Origin of the sequence: Chitinophaga sp. HK235 (genome assembly GCF_018255755.1) — a bacterium.
GTDB lineage: Bacteria > Bacteroidota > Bacteroidia > Chitinophagales > Chitinophagaceae > Chitinophaga.
In genome coordinates this window covers 44607-59729 of the sequence record NZ_CP073766.1, presented here as the reverse complement: position 1 = coordinate 59729, position 15123 = coordinate 44607, and the positions used below count along the sequence as shown (strand labels likewise).

Below are 15123 nucleotides of genomic sequence, written 5' to 3'. Positions count from 1 at the left end.
CATGCTCGCTAGTAATGCTGTAATAACATAGTGAAGTTACTTTATTTAGCCGAAAAATACTAATGGCCGCCGCTGCTATACAGCATGGAGCAATTCAATTTTCAGTATCTTTAAAATAGATCACCTAAAAACCATACGACTATGACAATCCAGGAAATCGCGCAACGCCTGTCGGACTTATGCGCAAAAGAAGACTTCCATACTGCCCAGAAGGAGCTTTTTGCAGAAAACGCCATCAGCATCGAACCGGAAGCCATGGGGCCTTTTGAAAAAGAAACCAGAGGGCTTCCCGCTATCTTCAAAAAAGGAGAGCTATTCGGAAGTATGGTAGAAGCCTCTTATGGTTGCAAAGTTTCAAAACCCATTATTGCCGGCAATTCTATCGCCTTTACCCTGTCGATGGATGTTAAAATGAAAGACAAGGACCGTTCTACGATGGATGAGATCTGTGTGTATGTTGTAAAAGATGGTAAAATTATTTCAGAACAGTTTTTCTGGTAAAATGAAAGAGGCTGTATCAAGTATTTTGATACAGCCTCTGTATTTTCTTTTACAAACATTCATCATGAACCACGGGTACCACCTGTTTTCATGGGTTTTCTGCCAAAAGTCGGATGCGTAGCGGGTTTCATCGCAGCATTAGCGCCCGTCAGATGGTTCTTCGGTTGTTTATTGTCTTTTTTGCTTCCTTTCTTGTGGTTAGATAGTAGTGACATAGTTTTCAGCGTTAGTGTGTTTCAAATATAAACATTTGCGGCCAGATATCCTGCGGTATTTTCACGGTGCCGCTACCTCAGCCAGGCTGGCCCTTTTCACGACACTGGCTGTCTTATGATCGCCGGTATGGCTCCATCCCGGCGGCATCACGATGTACAACAGTTTATTACCTATGCCGGGAGCCTTGCGGATATCTTTCCAGAGGCAATACAGTTCCCCGAAATATACGTCCCACAGGTTGCCGGGATCCATTTCCCGGGTGATGCCATAGGCTATTTTTATTTCTTTCTGCTCCGGTTGAAATGTACCAAATACCTTGTCCCATATATTCAGCAGATTGCAAAAATTGGTATCCATATAAAGCGGATTTTTGGCATGATGCACCCGATGATAGGAAGGGGTAAGAATAATGCGGTTCAGGAAGCCCATCCGGCCATCTTTCATGATATTTTCCCCCACATGGATAAATGAACCCCAGGTACCATCAATAAACATGATGAGAAAAAGCATGGGTGGATTGACACCTGCCAGTATACAGATAGAAGTACGGATCACATCAGCATAGGGTGCCTCCAGGAAAAAATGTGCATAGGTAACTGAGAGGTTCATATGGGTAGGTGCATGATGCGTGGAGTGAAGACACCAGAAGATACGCACCTTATGCCCCAGATAATGATACACGAAATGGGCAAACTCCCATACCACATAGCCGTAAATAAACCAATACCAGGTAAACGAAACCTGAAAAGGGGCTATTTTCTCAAACACACCGATACAAAAAGCGATGGCCGCGATAGAGATAAAACGGGAAATAAAACGATTAAGCACAAAGATCAGAAAAGGAATTTTATAGTCTTCAATTTTAAAACGTTTGTACACCAGCGCCCGCACAATTTCTATCAGCAACAACAAAGGTATTACCGGTGATATCACCCCCAGGATACCATTGAGTGTTAGCAATGAAGAATAATTGCCGGTAAGGAAAAGCTCCAGCAGATTATTAATGCCCAGAAAAGAAATCAATTCCTGATATAAGGTTTCTAAGATGGCCATAACGGGAAGATTAAAAAGATCAGTGACGTGGAAAAACTTTCTCCCGAAAAATAATATAAATTCGGGAAGATTTCACCCGAATTTATTCTTATGAGAAACTTTTTATGTCTGCTGATAACCCTGTTTTTAGCCAGCTCATTTTGTTCAGCCCAGTCTACTGATGCCATCCGTACCCCATGGGGCAAACTTTATTACCATGTCTACGGAAAAGGAGAACCAGTGATTGTTCTGTCTGGTGGTCCTGGCAATTCCTGTCTGCAACAGGCGGAGGTAGCGGACATGTTAGGCAAAAACTATCAGGCCATCTTATTGGAACAAAGAGGCACCGGCCTGTCTGTCCCTGTTCCTTTCGACTCCACCACCATCAACATGCAGGCCGCCATTGAAGATGTACGATTGCTCATGGATCATCTGCATATCCCCCGTGTGATTGTATACGGCCATTCCTGGGGTGCTATGCTGGCTATGAACTTCGCGGCCACTTACCCGCAAAATGTAAAAAAACTGGTACTGGTATGTCCCGGTTATTACAAATTTGATCCGGAATTTTTCACCACTCATATCAACAACCTGCGGACTAAAATGGGACTTTGTGAAATATCCCGTTTTGATATACTGGATAAAAAGATGAAAGCCCATCAGGCTACAGCCGCCGACTCTGCGGAATACAACCGTATTATACGGATGACATATATCTTCGACAAAAGCATGATCGACAGCATGCTGAAAAAAATTGATGTGGCGCCTACCAATACCACCATGCAAGGCCTGATAATTCAGGACCTCAACCGCATCCATTACGATCTGAGCAAAATACTGCCCCGCTACAAAGGCCCGATGTATGTAATCGGCAGCCGCCAGGACCCGCTGGCATTCTATACCTACGAGCTCAAACAGGTTTACCCTGCAGCCAATCTGTATTGGATACAGGGCTCCGGGCACTTCCCGATGTTTGAACAACAGAAAAGTTTCAATACTACCCTGCAGCGTATAATGCAGCTGTAATCCGTGCCAACGGGAAGTGCATATACGTTATATTTCATAAATCTGCACTGCCAGATAAGGATGGGGATGGTCTTTTTTTCTGAAGAAAATTTCGACTATCTTGTTGCCAAGTTAATCTAAACCCGTTGTCAAGTCCTATTAAAAAAACGCTGGCCCGGCTGATCATCCGGCTGTCCGGCAGGTTATCTTCCCGTCCGGATAAAAAAGCTGTTTTCGCTTCCCTGTCCCAGTTGCATGAAGCTATTCTGAAAGGCAAAAAAGACAGGGGGCCTGTAGTGCCTTTTGCCAGCGACAGTGCCCGTATCATTATTTTCTCCGACCAGCACAAGGGTGCCCGCGACGCAGCCGACGATTTCAGGGATGCTGCAGCTACTTACTCCGGCGCACTGAAGTATTATTATGATCATGGTTTTACTTTCATCAACCTGGGCGACTGTGAAGAGTTGTGGGAGAACAAACCTGCCGCTGTGATGGCCCACAACCAGCAGCCTTTACAGGAAGAAGCCGGTTTTCTGCAACGCAAACGCTACTATCGTATTTTTGGCAACCACGACCTGGAATGGCATTACCTCGTTCCCCGCCGCCAGTTTCTGCGGCCACTGTTCGGTAAAAAACTGCGGGTACACGAAGGACTTATTCTGCAAACACAATATAACGGTGACGCCTATCGTATTTTTCTGGCCCATGGACACCAGGGAGATAGGAGAAGTGATGGCAACACTTTCAGCAAATGGTTTGTAGCCGCTATCTGGACACCGGTGCAACGTTTCCTGGACATACATCCTGATACCCTCTCCGAATCTTTTGATCTGGTAGATGCCCATAACATTATGATGTACGAATGGAGCCTGCAGGTCCCGAAAACACTGTTTATTTCAGGACATACCCATAAACCGGTCTTTGCTTCGATGGACCATATAGACAGGCTCAACAAACAACTGCAACGGGCCACCGCAGTAGGAGACACTACAGCTGTCAGCTCGCTGGAAGCCGAATTGCGGCGGAGAGCGGATGAATATGCCGGTAAACAATTTGTTAAAACCATGGCACATCCCACCTATTTTAATACCGGCTGTTGCTGTTTCAACGATGGTGATATCACCGGCATAGAAATCGCTGACGGCTTTATCCGTCTCATCAAATGGACCCGCAAAGGCAGTACTGTGGCCCATCGCAAAGTACTCGAAGAATGCCCGCTCTACTATATCTTCGATCAGCTGCACCTATAACAAAAAGAGAGATGCGTTAATTGTATTTTCTTTAAAAGGTCGCCACGAACAATCGAAACAACAGTTTGTTAGCTTTACATAGCATGAAAACTATTGTTGATCCTAAACTAAACTCTGATCACATGAAAAGGTTAATTGTTCTGATGGCTTTGTCCATGTTTATAGCGATTTCAGCTGCTCGTGCACAGGATCCGGGCCTTACCAAAAAAGAGATCCGGAAAGAGAGACATGCAGAAAAAAAATCAATCAGAGCCCTCAAGGGAAAGGAAGTCAGTTATCAGTCCAAACAACGCTTTGCCGAAAACTATGGTAATGCAACGGATGTCAAATGGGAACGCACTGCTTATTTCGATCAGGCATCTTTTGTCAACAAAGACGGTAAGCCGATGACTGCATATTATGATGATCAGTCTAACCTGGTAGGTACCACCACCCCCGCTTCTTTTACAGATCTGCCGGCGGCAGCACAAAGAAACATAGAAAGACATTTTAAAAACTACAAGGACGCAACTGTTGTCTTCTTTGATGATAACGAGTTTAACCAGACCAACATGATCATTTATGGTGAAGAATTCGAAGACGAAGACAACTATTTTGTAGAACTGCGGGATGATAACGGCAAGCCCATCGTACTGCGGGTTACACTCGAAGGAGAAGTCACCTATTTTGCGGACATTAAATAATAAACAAAAAACCGGAGACAGCTCCGGTTTTTTTATGATCATTTAGCCTGGATCACAGATAAGATGTTGCCAGCGGGATCCGTAAACCAAGCCAGAGATATGCCATTTTCCGTATCCCGGAAAATACCTTTTTCATCCGTAGCGAGAGGTTCTGCATAATGCAGGAACCGGATACCTTTCCGGGTAAGCTGTTCCACAGCTTCTTCCACATTTTCTACAGGAAAATTGAGAATAGTAAACGTTGCCGGTTCATGGTTGGGCTTGGGATAGATGAATATTTTTGAATTACCGTTCACGCGAAGTTCAAGTCCCTCAGGCATTTCTGCCACTTCCAGCCCCATTTTATCCTGATAGAACTGTTTGGCCTGCTGCAGGTCATCGACCGAAAAACTGCTGAATGCGGTGGATTGTTTGAACATAGCTAAACATTTTTTAGATGAGCAATATCCATGTGCCTCAAATTTGTAACCAGAAAAACACAGCTGCTATCCTTTGGATTTGACCTTCTTTACAGCACTGGGTGTCGCCATTTCCTTGATCCGGTACTTGACGATCTTATTGATCAGTGATACCGGCAAGGGTTTATCCAGCGGAAACTGGATGGCTCCTTTGGAAGTTTTATATGCTGTTAAATCATCCTGAAATACAGCAATAGCCGTTCCTCCGGGATAAAAACCCACATGCGCCTTGTAACCTGCAAACCATACCAGTACCTTATCCAGCTTAAAGGCCGGTATGTTGTAACTGATCACTTCTGTGGCTGCGGGGACCGCCTTACGGATGATCTCCCGTATCTCACGGGCCTTATGGATGCTCTCTATGGGCAGGGTGGCCATGTACTCATCCGTAGTAGTGAATTTTGTTTTGTTTTCCATATCCTTATTGTAGATAGTGACAATACAAAAATACGAAGCCCCTCCCTTCTTTTAGCGGTGTAAAGACGGCAATCTCAGGGGGTAGGTGCGTCAAAAAAGAAGGGGTGCCTCTCACGAAGCACCCCTGTGAAGGCAATAAGCTTAGGGATATTATTGCGTATCTATTTTTGTCTCCAGGCTGTCCTGCAGAGAGGGACGCAGGGCAGACAGCAGATTGTAACCGGTAGCATTTTCAATGTCCCGTACTGTTGTTCTGTATTGTTTCCAGTCGGTATTGATACTGTTGATGTTCGGAGTGTTGATAGCTATTACACGGGTGCTGCCATTCACGCGGCTAAGGTCGTTGTTACCGTTAGGCAATACTACTACTACTTTCCAGATGTTGGAAGGTACAGTTACGTTACCGTTGTCGATGGTATAGGTAACACCACCCAGAGAACCGGTACCACCTTGTCCATAAGAACCGCAGATCACATATACTTCATTGCCGGCAGTCACCAGGCTACGGGTATAATTTTCCAGGTTGGCCCACGTTTGCTGGTTATTATTAGGAGCCTGTGGCATCATGTTGCTCATGAGGAAAGTGGCAGAATTGGCAGTAGTAGAGGATGTTCTGTCTGCGGAAGGACAGTTGTGGCCACGGTCAAATCCGGAGCCGCTATAGCTGGTGTTCTGTACCTGGTACCATCCGGCAGGCAGGGTGATGTCAGCCCTGAAATCGTTGGTCCTGGATACAGAGCCGAGATCACTGCTCTGAATATGCCAGCTCACCCAGTTGGGTGTAGCACGGCTACGGTTATACGACAACGTATAATAGGTCTTTACCATGAGGTAGTTATTCTCTGCGGTAACATTTGCGAGCGCATTGCTGGGGTTGCCCATCAGCATATTGTCGTCATCACTGCCGGTAGGTTGACCAGGGTCAGTAGAGGTAGTATCTCCTACAGCCACAGCGACATCATCAATATTGATTCTGTTGGAACCGCCGGAAGTTTTACGGATAGACAAACGGAAGCTGGCTACTGCCGGCATGGTGAAGGTGGCTGTTTGCAGGGAGGGAGCGGTAGTCACCGTATTTCCCTGTTGCTGCCAGGTTTGTCCGTTGTCGGTAGATGTCACCAGCTGCCAGTCACTGTTACCGTCTGATCCATAGGTACCGTGTTTTACGGTAATGGTTAAAGTACCTGTGCCACCGGTGATGTTGAAGTTGGTGGTCAGAGAGCCTGTATTACGGATACGAACAGACTTGGTACCATTTTTAAGATCGGCAGTCAACGTGCCAATCAAAGCATCATCTAATGTCCAGGAGCCGCTGGTAAGGGTTACATTACCAACAGCATAAGCTGTTTTACTGCCGGACTCAAAGTCTTCGGACAAACGAACAACGGATTCGGTGCTGGCTGACACACGGGTGGAATTTACTTCCTGAGGCTGCATAGTCGCCTCTTTTTTACAGGCAGCAAACAGGATACTACCCAGGCAAAGGACAAAGCAATGCCGCATGAATTGTTTCATAATTCAAAATTTATAGGATACAACAAAAGGAGACTATAACGGGCTATTAGGATTCTATCGCTGTGGTGGCCAGTGCTATGCAGGTACCATCGGGCTGATGCCCGGTAATATAAACAGGTATACTCGTTCCTGTTTCCACACGGGAAACCTGTATGTCAGACAGATTTTCTTTCAGAAACAGATACAACTCATGAAAACGTTGTGCGTTGGCAACCATTGGCATATCATTGGGGTCGGCCGGATTACAGATTTGGTCGAAAAAAGTGACAGCATCTACAGACCGCACCACCTGCGATTCAACATCATGTAAAGCTGCAATTTTTTGCTGTACTCCCGCCGCAGGCAATACACCCCATTCCGAAATGGTAAGTGGATACTCTGATTCGCTGTAAAATAAAATACCGGCAATTTGGTTGTTAAGTTGTTCTAACAAAGAATGGTTTTGCATGAAATAAAGTTAGCCATTATTTCTATATAATTTTATCTTGATAACAATGGTAACATTAGTTTAATCTTTTAAATAAAAGAAAAATGAGCGAACGCATTTTGATCCCAGGGCTAAAGCCCTGGGCTATATTAGGCTGAAGCCATGGGATATATTAGAGCTAATGCCATGCGCTATATTAGGCTGAAGCCATGGGATATATTAGAGCTAAAGCCCTGGGCTATATTAGGCTGAAGCCATGGAATATATTAGAGCTAAAGCCATGGGATATATTAGGCTAAAGCCATGGGATAAAGCCATGGGATATTTAAATTAAAACCAGTGTAACCCAAGATTCTAAAAATAGCGGGCATAACTATCACATCGAAAATAGCCCAGGGCTTCAGCCCTGGGATTATTTAATGCTTTCTCCTCTGGCAGATAGTCTGAACCAGTCCTTGGCGTAAGGCTTCAGCAGCTCAGTAGCGGTGGAAGGCCCCCAGGTGCCTGCTTTATAAAGGTTCAGTTCTTTTGAAGGATATTTTTTCCAGGCATCCAGAATGGGCATCACTACTTTCCAGGCTGCCTCTACCTGATCGGCACGCATGAATAAAGTGGGGTTGCCCTCCAAAACATCCAGCAGTAAGGCTTCATATGCTTCCGGGATCGTTTCCGTATAGGCTTCCTGGTAAGTAAAGTCCATTTCTACCGGCTTCAGCTTCATTTTCAGGCCGGGTACCTTGCTTTCAAACAGCAAACTGATTTCCAGTTCAGGCTGTATACTGATGACCAGACGGTTAGGCGTAAGATCATCTTTAAAGATCTTATGGGGTGAGTCCTTGAACTGTATAACGATTACCGACGACTGAACGGGCATCGACTTGCCGGTACGAAGATAGAAGGGAACACCTTTCCAGCGGTCATTGTCAATAAACAGACGGGCCGCCACAAAGGTTTCTGTATTGGAAGCAGGTTGTACCTGCTCTTCTTTACGATAAGCCACCCGGCGGCCTCCATGCACATTACCTGCCGTGTACTGTCCCCTGATCACATTCTTGAATACCTGTTGCTGTGTATAAGGACGTATATGCTTCAGCACTTTCACTTTGGCATCGCGGATCAGTTCAGACTGATAAAATTTAGGTCGATCCATCGCTACGATACACAACAGCTGCAGCAAATGGTTCTGTACCATATCCCGCAAAGCCCCGCTGCTGTCGTAATAGCCGCCCCGCTTGCCCACTCCCACTTCTTCCGCCACACTGATCTGGATATGGTCGATATATTTCCTGTTCCACAGCGGCTCAAACACATAATTGGCAAAACGAAAGGCCATAATGTTCTGTACCGCTTCCTTTCCCAGGTAATGGTCGATGCGGTAAATCTGTTTCTCAGCAAAACGTTTGGTCAGAAACCGGTTCAGTTTTTTGGCCGTTTCCAGATCTGTACCGAATGGTTTCTCTACTACAATACGGTCCTGCTGATCACGACCACACATGGTATGCACATGCAATGCGTCCGCAATTACTTCGATGAACCTGGGTGCTATGGCGAAGTAAAAAATACGTACACTGTTTTTTTTGTTTTCCTTATCAAAGGTGTCCAGTTGCTTCCTCAGGCGCCGGTAAGTATCCTCCTTCATGAAATCGCCCTGCAAATACGTAATATGAGCTGCGAATTCATTCCATACTGCCTCCTCCGCTTTACCATTTCGGCTGAATTCATTCACGCCGGCCAGCAGGTCCTGTTTGAAGGCGTCTTCCTCTTCTTCCAGAAAATCAACGCAGCAAATGGTGAATACCGGCGGCAGCTGATGGTCGGTGAACAGGTTGTAAAGAGCCGGAATAAGTTTTCTTCTAGTCAGGTCTCCTTTGGCACCAAAAATAGTAATGGCGGACGGGAGGTTTTTTCCAGGTTTCATCTAAGCATCGGTTTAGCAGCTAATTTAGATGAATTCCTGAAATATGTGCGATGTTGCAGCAGTCTTTTACGCATATTTAAAAAACCATCCCTCTTTTCAGGAGTATAAGACATCAGACTTTTACCACCACTTTTCCTCTGGCACTGCCGGTTTCCAGCTGCTGATGCGCCTGTTTCATTTCTTCAAAAGAAAATACCTGCGATACCTCCGGCCTGATAAACCCTTGCGCAATCAGTTCTGCCAGCTGTTGCATGTCTTTTCCGCTGGAAGCTACTACGATAAAGTATCCTTTTTTGTTTTGAGCAGCGGCCTTCTCCCCCACAGCTTCCCTTAAACCGGTAGGCAGGCTGATGATAGTTCCCTCTTCCCGCAGGGTCAGCAGAGAACGGTCAATATACTCGCCTCCCATGGAATCCAGCACCAGGTCGAGGTTACGGTAATGATCTTCAAAAGGAGCTGCTTTATAATCGAAATGTTCATCTGCGCCCAGGCCCAGCACAAAATCGCGGTTGGCTGCAGAAGCAGTGCCGATCACATAAGCGCCCATATATTTGGCTATCTGTACGGCAAAATGTCCTACACCGCCGGCTGCGGCGTGGATCAGCACTTTATCGCCTTTTTTGATACCGGCGCTGTTTAATGCCTGCAGGGCGGTGAGCGCTGCCAGGGTGGCTGCTGCGGCCGCTTCGTGCGAAAGCCCGGCCGGTTTCAGGGCCAGCTGGTCAGCGGGTGCTGCTACATACTCTGCATAAGCCTGGCCATGTCCCGGGAAGTTGACCATCCCGAACACTTCATCCCCTTCTTTCAGCAAGGGAGAGCGGGAAGCCGTTACCACGCCTGAGATATCCCATCCCAGAATGACTGGGTCCAAACCCTGAAATTTGGCGGTAAGTCCTTTACCTGAACGGGTTTTAACATCTATCGGATTTATACTGATAGCTTTCACCTGTACCAACACTTCGCCATCAGCGATCTCTGGTACGGGCAAGGTGGTGTAAACGAGGTTTTCCGTGCCACCCGGGCTTTTCAAAACGATTGCTTTCATGACTATAGGATTATGGCACAAATGTAGCCAGAATGTGACCAGCTTTTCCTGTACATTAATGGTATAATTCTGTAAAAATTCAGGATAAAAAAGAGCGGCCCGGATAACCGGCGCCGCCCTACATCGATTCGTATGTCCGTTCTGGTTAGAATTCTTTTACAGCCTCACCCAGATCATAGGTGGGCACTTTCCCATCCAAAGCTCCGGCTACAATACTGCTGCCGGCTGCGCTGCGGTATCCGCCGGCACAGTGTACCACAATCGGCTTATCCAGCGGGATCTCGTTTACCCGTTCCCGTAACTGGTCCAGCGGAATGCTGATAGCACCGGGTAACAGCTGTGTTTGCGCTTCGGATTCCATTCTCACGTCCACAATGGTATAATCCTGCGGATGAGTCTTCAGATCGGCCAGGGGCACGGGTGGCATGGTATGGCTACCAGCGTCAGACACTATTGCAGCGCTGATCATGCCTTCGTAGCCTATCTTCGCCGATTTGGCGATCACTTCCCGCAACTGCTGTTCATTGCCGGCAATCAGGTAGAAATGCTCTCCCGGTGCTACCACACTGCCCAGCCAGGTTTCGAACTTACCCTGGTTTTGCAGGTTGATGGCCTGAGGCAGATGACCTTTCTTAAAGGTTGCCGCCGGTCTGGTATCAATGATCGCAATGCCTTTGTCCAAAGTGGTAGTGTCTTTCAGCACTGGTACTTTTTCCAGGGAAGGCTGCAATGCTGATGCTCCCTGCCTGTTGATACTTACATCATAAGGGAAATATTTCGGGATAAAGGGCTGCTGGGATAACAGTTCCTTTACAAATTCTTCTGCTGTCATTGACTGCAGGCTCCAGTTGGTCATTTTCTCTGCCCCGATGGTGCTGCTGTTGGCATCCACCAGCGATTTACCGCAAAGTGTACCGGCACCATGTGCAGGATATACCAGTGTATGGTCCGGCAGTGTCATCAGTTTTTCCCGCAGGGAGTGATACATCTGTTGGGCCAGCTCCTGGCGGGAGATTTGCAGGTTACCCGCTTTTTCCCGCAGGTCAGGACGACCGCAATCACCTATAAACAAAGTATCTCCGGTGAAGACTGCTTTGGTCTGACCATTTTCTTCCAGTACGATGCTGATGCTGTCCGGTGAATGCCCGGGCGTATTCAGCGCCTTGAAGGTAAGCTCTCCCATCTGTATCACATCTCCATCATCAAACGTTGTGTGTGGGTATTGCGCGCCTACCAGCAGTGAACAGTATATTACGGCACCGGTGGTTTGATGCAACTCCAGATGGCTGCTTACAAAATCAGCATGCGGATGTGTTTCAATCACGCCGGTGATGGTGGCTGTCTTTGCTGCAGCATAAGCCAGATAAGGAGTTATATCTCTGCCCGGATCTATCAGTATTACTTCACGGGCCACTTCGCTGTATACTGCGTAAGAATAGTGCGCCAGTGCTTTATCTTCAAATTGTCTTATTTCCATGTCTGTCAGTTTTTTAATGCGGTAATTTTTCCCGGAACCTGCCATATACCCAGGTACCGGCAATAGCACTCAGCAGTGTAACGGCTACTACTGTGGCACCCACACCGATCTGTGCGAATAATGGTCCAGGACAGGCGCCGGTAATAGCCCAGCCGAGGCCAAACAACAGGCCTCCATATATCTGCCCTTTATTGAATTTTTTGGGATGAAACACTACCGTTTCACCATCCAGTGTTTTAATGTTGAATTTTTTGATCAGCCATACAGATAACATCCCCACCATCACAGCGCTGCCAATCACGCCGTACATATGAAAAGACTGCAGGCGGAACATTTCCTGTATGCGAAACCAGCTGATAACTTCTGCCTTCACAAAAATGATCCCGAATATTGTTCCTATCACCAGGTATTTTAATTGACTCAACCAGGTATTCATAAAAAGATAATTACAGTGAAAGAATAAAAGGCAGTATCAGATTAGCCATGATAAAGCCACCGATCATAAAACAAATGGTAGCCACCAGTGAAGGCCATTGCAACGTAGACAAGCCCATGATAGCATGACCACTGGTACAGCCGCCGGCATATCGTGTACCAAAGCCTACCAGAAAGCCGCCGCCTACCATCATCAGCAGGCCACGTACCGAAAACAGCGCAGGCCAGTTGAACAGCTGCACCGGCACCAGTGAATGATAATCATTGATACCGTATTGTGATAACTCAGTGACCAGTTTAGGATTCACGGACATGCCCACAGGGTTCGCGAGCAGCGTGCCTGCGATGATCCCACCTAACAGGATCCCCCCTACGAAAAAGAGATTCCAGGCTTCCTTCTTCCAGTCGTAATCGAAAAAGGGTACTTTGGCCGGCACACAGGCTGCGCAGATATGGCGCAGGGAGGAACTGATACCAAAGGATTTGTTTCCTACCAGCAACAGTACCGGAACGGTGAGTCCGATCAGCGGTCCGGCTATATACCAGGGCCAGGGTTGTTGTAAAAATGTTAAGATATCCATTTAAATCTTCGGGTTTTATGATGCAAAGATGTTTTAATACGTTGACGTAGTTGGTGACAATTGTTACACAGACCGCTTTTATTTGAGCACTGTTTCCAGGATGATGATATATACGCCCATGGCCAATACAAACCATCCAAAGGCATGTTTGAGCTTAGCACCGGGTATCCTGGAGGTAAGTGCTCCGCCGATCAATACACCGGCCACGGCTATCACCGTAACAGTAATCAGTAATATCCAGTTGATACTACCTCTGCCGGCGTCTCCCAGGAAACCGATCAGCGTGCTCATGGCCATGATCATGAGAGAGGTGCCCACAGCCGTTTTCATCGGCAGGCCTGCAATCATTATCAATGCCGGGATGATGAGAAAACCACCACCGGCTCCCAGTAAACCGGTGATAAAACCGATCAGGGTACCATACAGCAAAAGTCTGATCCTGCCTGCTGTACTCATATGGGTGGCCACTGTCAGCGTTTCTTTCTTCCCCCTGATCATAGAAACGGATGCCATCAGCATCAGCAGGGCAAACAGGACCATCACGCCCAGTTCCCTGGTAACAGTGAAATCTCCTATCCGGAAGAGCTGTGCGGGGATGGCCGGCACTACATAGTGCCTTGTAAGAAAGACCACCAGAATAGACGGTATACCAAACAGCAAGGCCACCGATATATCCACCAGATGTTTTCTGTAACTGCCTACTGCTCCTACCAGGCTGGTGGTGCCTACAATAAAAAGAGAATAGGAAGTGGCAGCAGCCGGGGCGATACCAAAGAGATACACCAGTACCGGTAAGGTTAAGATAGACCCACCACCACCGATCAATCCCAGTGAAATACCAATCAATGCAGCTGCTATATAACCTGTAATTTCCATCTGTAACTCGTTTGCTTTAATGTCTATACAAAGGTACATACCCCTGCAAGCAAACTCTGTGACTTTGGTTACATAGGTAATACCTCGATATAATTTCTGTTGAGCCTAACAATGCCTTTCTGCTCCATTTTTTTGAGCAGACGGGAAACGACTTCCCTCGATGAGTTAAGGTCTGTAGCTATTTCCTGGTGGGTTAATTTGAGTTCATGGGTGCCTAGTTTGTCGGCCTGAGCACGGATATAGGACAGCAGCCGTTCATCCATATTTTTAAACACCGTGCTGTCCAGTACGTTGAGCACTTCTTCAAAACGGCGCCGGTAGGATTCTATTACAAACTGGTACCAGCTTTTATAATCTCTCATCAGGGCTTCCATATACCTTACGGGTATCATGAGCACCACTGAATCATCTACCGCTTTAGCCATTACTTCGCTGGCTTTTCCGGAGGCCACACATACCATGGAAATGGCACAGGCATCGCCTGGCTCCAGATAATACATAAAAAATTCACCTATATCTTCTCCTTCACGATACAGTTTTAATCTTCCTTCGAGTACCAGGACAGTATATCTGATCGGCTGGCCCTGTTGCATCAGCACCATGCCGGCCGGCACCTCTTTGATGGCTCCTATATCTGACAGATGTTGTTTTAATTCGCTGTCCAGCGTAGGGAAATGCGTGTCGAGGTATTGAAGAATATCTGTTTTACTATCCATTGTCACACCAATATGTTTACAAGGTACAAAAAAGCATGCGATCAGGGAGCAGCATGTATATCATCCTAAAAAAATATAAAAAACCTTAAAATTATATAACAACCATTCCGGCCCTTACGGCTACTTTTGCCTCATATGAAAAAAATCCTCACGCTCATACTGGCGATGTTATACATCGGCACTTCCACCGGAGCCACTTTCCATATGCATTACTGCATGGGGAAGCTGGTAGAGGTAGAGCTGTGGCGCGGGGATAGCAAAAAATGCAGTCATTGCAAGACAGACCTGAACAAAGGTTGTTCAAAAAAATGCTGCAAGGATGAACATAAAACCGTTAAGCTGGAGAAAGACCAGAAAGTAGTGGCACATGCCCTGGATTTTTTACAGATGCCTGTGGCTGATGCTCCTGCCTACTATACTTCATTGCCGCCCGCCCGCGTACTGGCGCTGGCTGAAGAGCATCCGGTAAGCAACGCACCGCCGCGAAGCAGTAAAGTCCATCCCCATATCCTGCATTGTAACTTCCGCATCTGATACCCCTTCCCAGGGCTGAAGCCCTGGGCTATACTAC

General features: G+C 46.7%; 18 protein-coding genes. 5 read left to right on the top strand and 13 right to left on the bottom strand.

From position 1 onward, the window contains the following. Positions 1-141 precede the first annotated feature (141 nt). Positions 142-501, top strand: a complete 360-nt coding sequence (locus tag KD145_RS00285) for a SnoaL-like domain-containing protein (RefSeq protein WP_212003938.1) — start codon at positions 142-144, stop codon at positions 499-501. Positions 502-563: 62 nt separating this feature from the next. Here KD145_RS00285 and KD145_RS00280 read toward each other — a convergent pair whose 3' ends face one another. Both KD145_RS00280 and KD145_RS00275 read right to left on the bottom strand, forming a co-directional pair. Further along, positions 564-716 carry a hypothetical protein gene (locus KD145_RS00280; protein WP_212003937.1) on the bottom strand — a complete coding sequence of 51 codons (153 nt, stop codon included), beginning with the start codon at positions 714-716 and terminating at the stop codon, positions 564-566. Between the two features lie 61 nt (positions 717-777). Next, positions 778-1770: a sterol desaturase family protein gene (locus tag KD145_RS00275; protein ID WP_212003936.1), complete on the bottom strand. Its 993-nt coding sequence runs from the start codon at positions 1768-1770 to the stop codon at positions 778-780. A gap of 90 nt (positions 1771-1860) precedes the next feature. Here KD145_RS00275 and KD145_RS00270 point away from each other — a divergent pair, with 90 nt between their 5' ends. From KD145_RS00270 to KD145_RS00260, 3 genes are all read left to right on the top strand, one after another. Further along, positions 1861-2775 carry an alpha/beta fold hydrolase gene (locus KD145_RS00270; protein WP_212003935.1) on the top strand — a complete coding sequence of 305 codons (915 nt, stop codon included), beginning with the start codon at positions 1861-1863 and terminating at the stop codon, positions 2773-2775. A 125-nt stretch (positions 2776-2900) separates the two neighbouring features. Further along, a complete protein-coding gene (locus KD145_RS00265; protein WP_249219688.1) occupies positions 2901-4004 on the top strand; it encodes a metallophosphoesterase in 1104 nt (367 codons plus the stop codon). 122 nt (positions 4005-4126) lie between these two features. Continuing rightward, on the top strand, positions 4127-4687 hold the full coding sequence (locus KD145_RS00260) for a hypothetical protein (protein WP_212003934.1): 561 nt from the start codon (positions 4127-4129) through the stop codon (positions 4685-4687). 38 nt (positions 4688-4725) lie between these two features. On the opposite strand, the gene KD145_RS00255 is transcribed toward KD145_RS00260, so the two are convergent. The 11 genes from KD145_RS00255 to KD145_RS00205 all read right to left on the bottom strand — a co-directional run bounded on the left by KD145_RS00255 (position 4726) and on the right by KD145_RS00205 (position 14552). After that, on the bottom strand, positions 4726-5106 hold the full coding sequence (locus KD145_RS00255) for a VOC family protein (protein WP_212003933.1): 381 nt from the start codon (positions 5104-5106) through the stop codon (positions 4726-4728). Positions 5107-5172: 66 nt separating this feature from the next. Then, entirely contained in the window at positions 5173-5562 is a 390-nt protein-coding gene (locus KD145_RS00250; RefSeq protein WP_212003932.1) for an iron chaperone, read from the bottom strand. 150 nt (positions 5563-5712) lie between these two features. After that, positions 5713-7077 carry a DNA/RNA non-specific endonuclease gene (locus tag KD145_RS00245; protein ID WP_212003931.1) on the bottom strand — a complete coding sequence of 455 codons (1365 nt, stop codon included), beginning with the start codon at positions 7075-7077 and terminating at the stop codon, positions 5713-5715. A 46-nt stretch (positions 7078-7123) separates the two neighbouring features. Then, positions 7124-7510, bottom strand: a complete 387-nt coding sequence (locus tag KD145_RS00240) for a nuclease A inhibitor family protein (RefSeq protein WP_212003930.1) — start codon at positions 7508-7510, stop codon at positions 7124-7126. A 406-nt stretch (positions 7511-7916) separates the two neighbouring features. Continuing rightward, entirely contained in the window at positions 7917-9422 is a 1506-nt protein-coding gene (zwf, locus tag KD145_RS00235) for a glucose-6-phosphate dehydrogenase (protein ID WP_212003929.1), read from the bottom strand. Between the two features lie 112 nt (positions 9423-9534). Then, positions 9535-10467: an NADP-dependent oxidoreductase gene (locus tag KD145_RS00230; RefSeq protein ID WP_212003928.1), complete on the bottom strand. Its 933-nt coding sequence runs from the start codon at positions 10465-10467 to the stop codon at positions 9535-9537. A 145-nt stretch (positions 10468-10612) separates the two neighbouring features. Further along, positions 10613-11944 (bottom strand): MBL fold metallo-hydrolase, encoded by a 1332-nt coding sequence (locus KD145_RS00225; RefSeq protein ID WP_212003927.1) that lies wholly within the window; start codon positions 11942-11944, stop codon positions 10613-10615. Between the two features lie 13 nt (positions 11945-11957). Beyond that, complete coding sequence (locus KD145_RS00220) at positions 11958-12380, bottom strand: DUF6691 family protein (RefSeq protein WP_212003926.1); 423 nt, start codon at positions 12378-12380, stop codon at positions 11958-11960. A gap of 10 nt (positions 12381-12390) precedes the next feature. Further along, positions 12391-12960 (bottom strand): YeeE/YedE family protein, encoded by a 570-nt coding sequence (locus KD145_RS00215; protein WP_212003925.1) that lies wholly within the window; start codon positions 12958-12960, stop codon positions 12391-12393. A gap of 78 nt (positions 12961-13038) precedes the next feature. Beyond that, the gene (locus KD145_RS00210; RefSeq protein ID WP_212003924.1) at positions 13039-13836 is read right to left on the bottom strand and encodes a sulfite exporter TauE/SafE family protein; all 798 of its coding nucleotides are present in this window, start codon (positions 13834-13836) and stop codon (positions 13039-13041) included. Between the two features lie 68 nt (positions 13837-13904). Further along, positions 13905-14552 carry a Crp/Fnr family transcriptional regulator gene (locus tag KD145_RS00205; protein WP_212003923.1) on the bottom strand — a complete coding sequence of 216 codons (648 nt, stop codon included), beginning with the start codon at positions 14550-14552 and terminating at the stop codon, positions 13905-13907. A 135-nt stretch (positions 14553-14687) separates the two neighbouring features. Here KD145_RS00205 and KD145_RS00200 point away from each other — a divergent pair, with 135 nt between their 5' ends. Further along, positions 14688-15086 carry a hypothetical protein gene (locus KD145_RS00200; protein WP_212003922.1) on the top strand — a complete coding sequence of 133 codons (399 nt, stop codon included), beginning with the start codon at positions 14688-14690 and terminating at the stop codon, positions 15084-15086. Positions 15087-15123 lie beyond the last annotated feature (37 nt).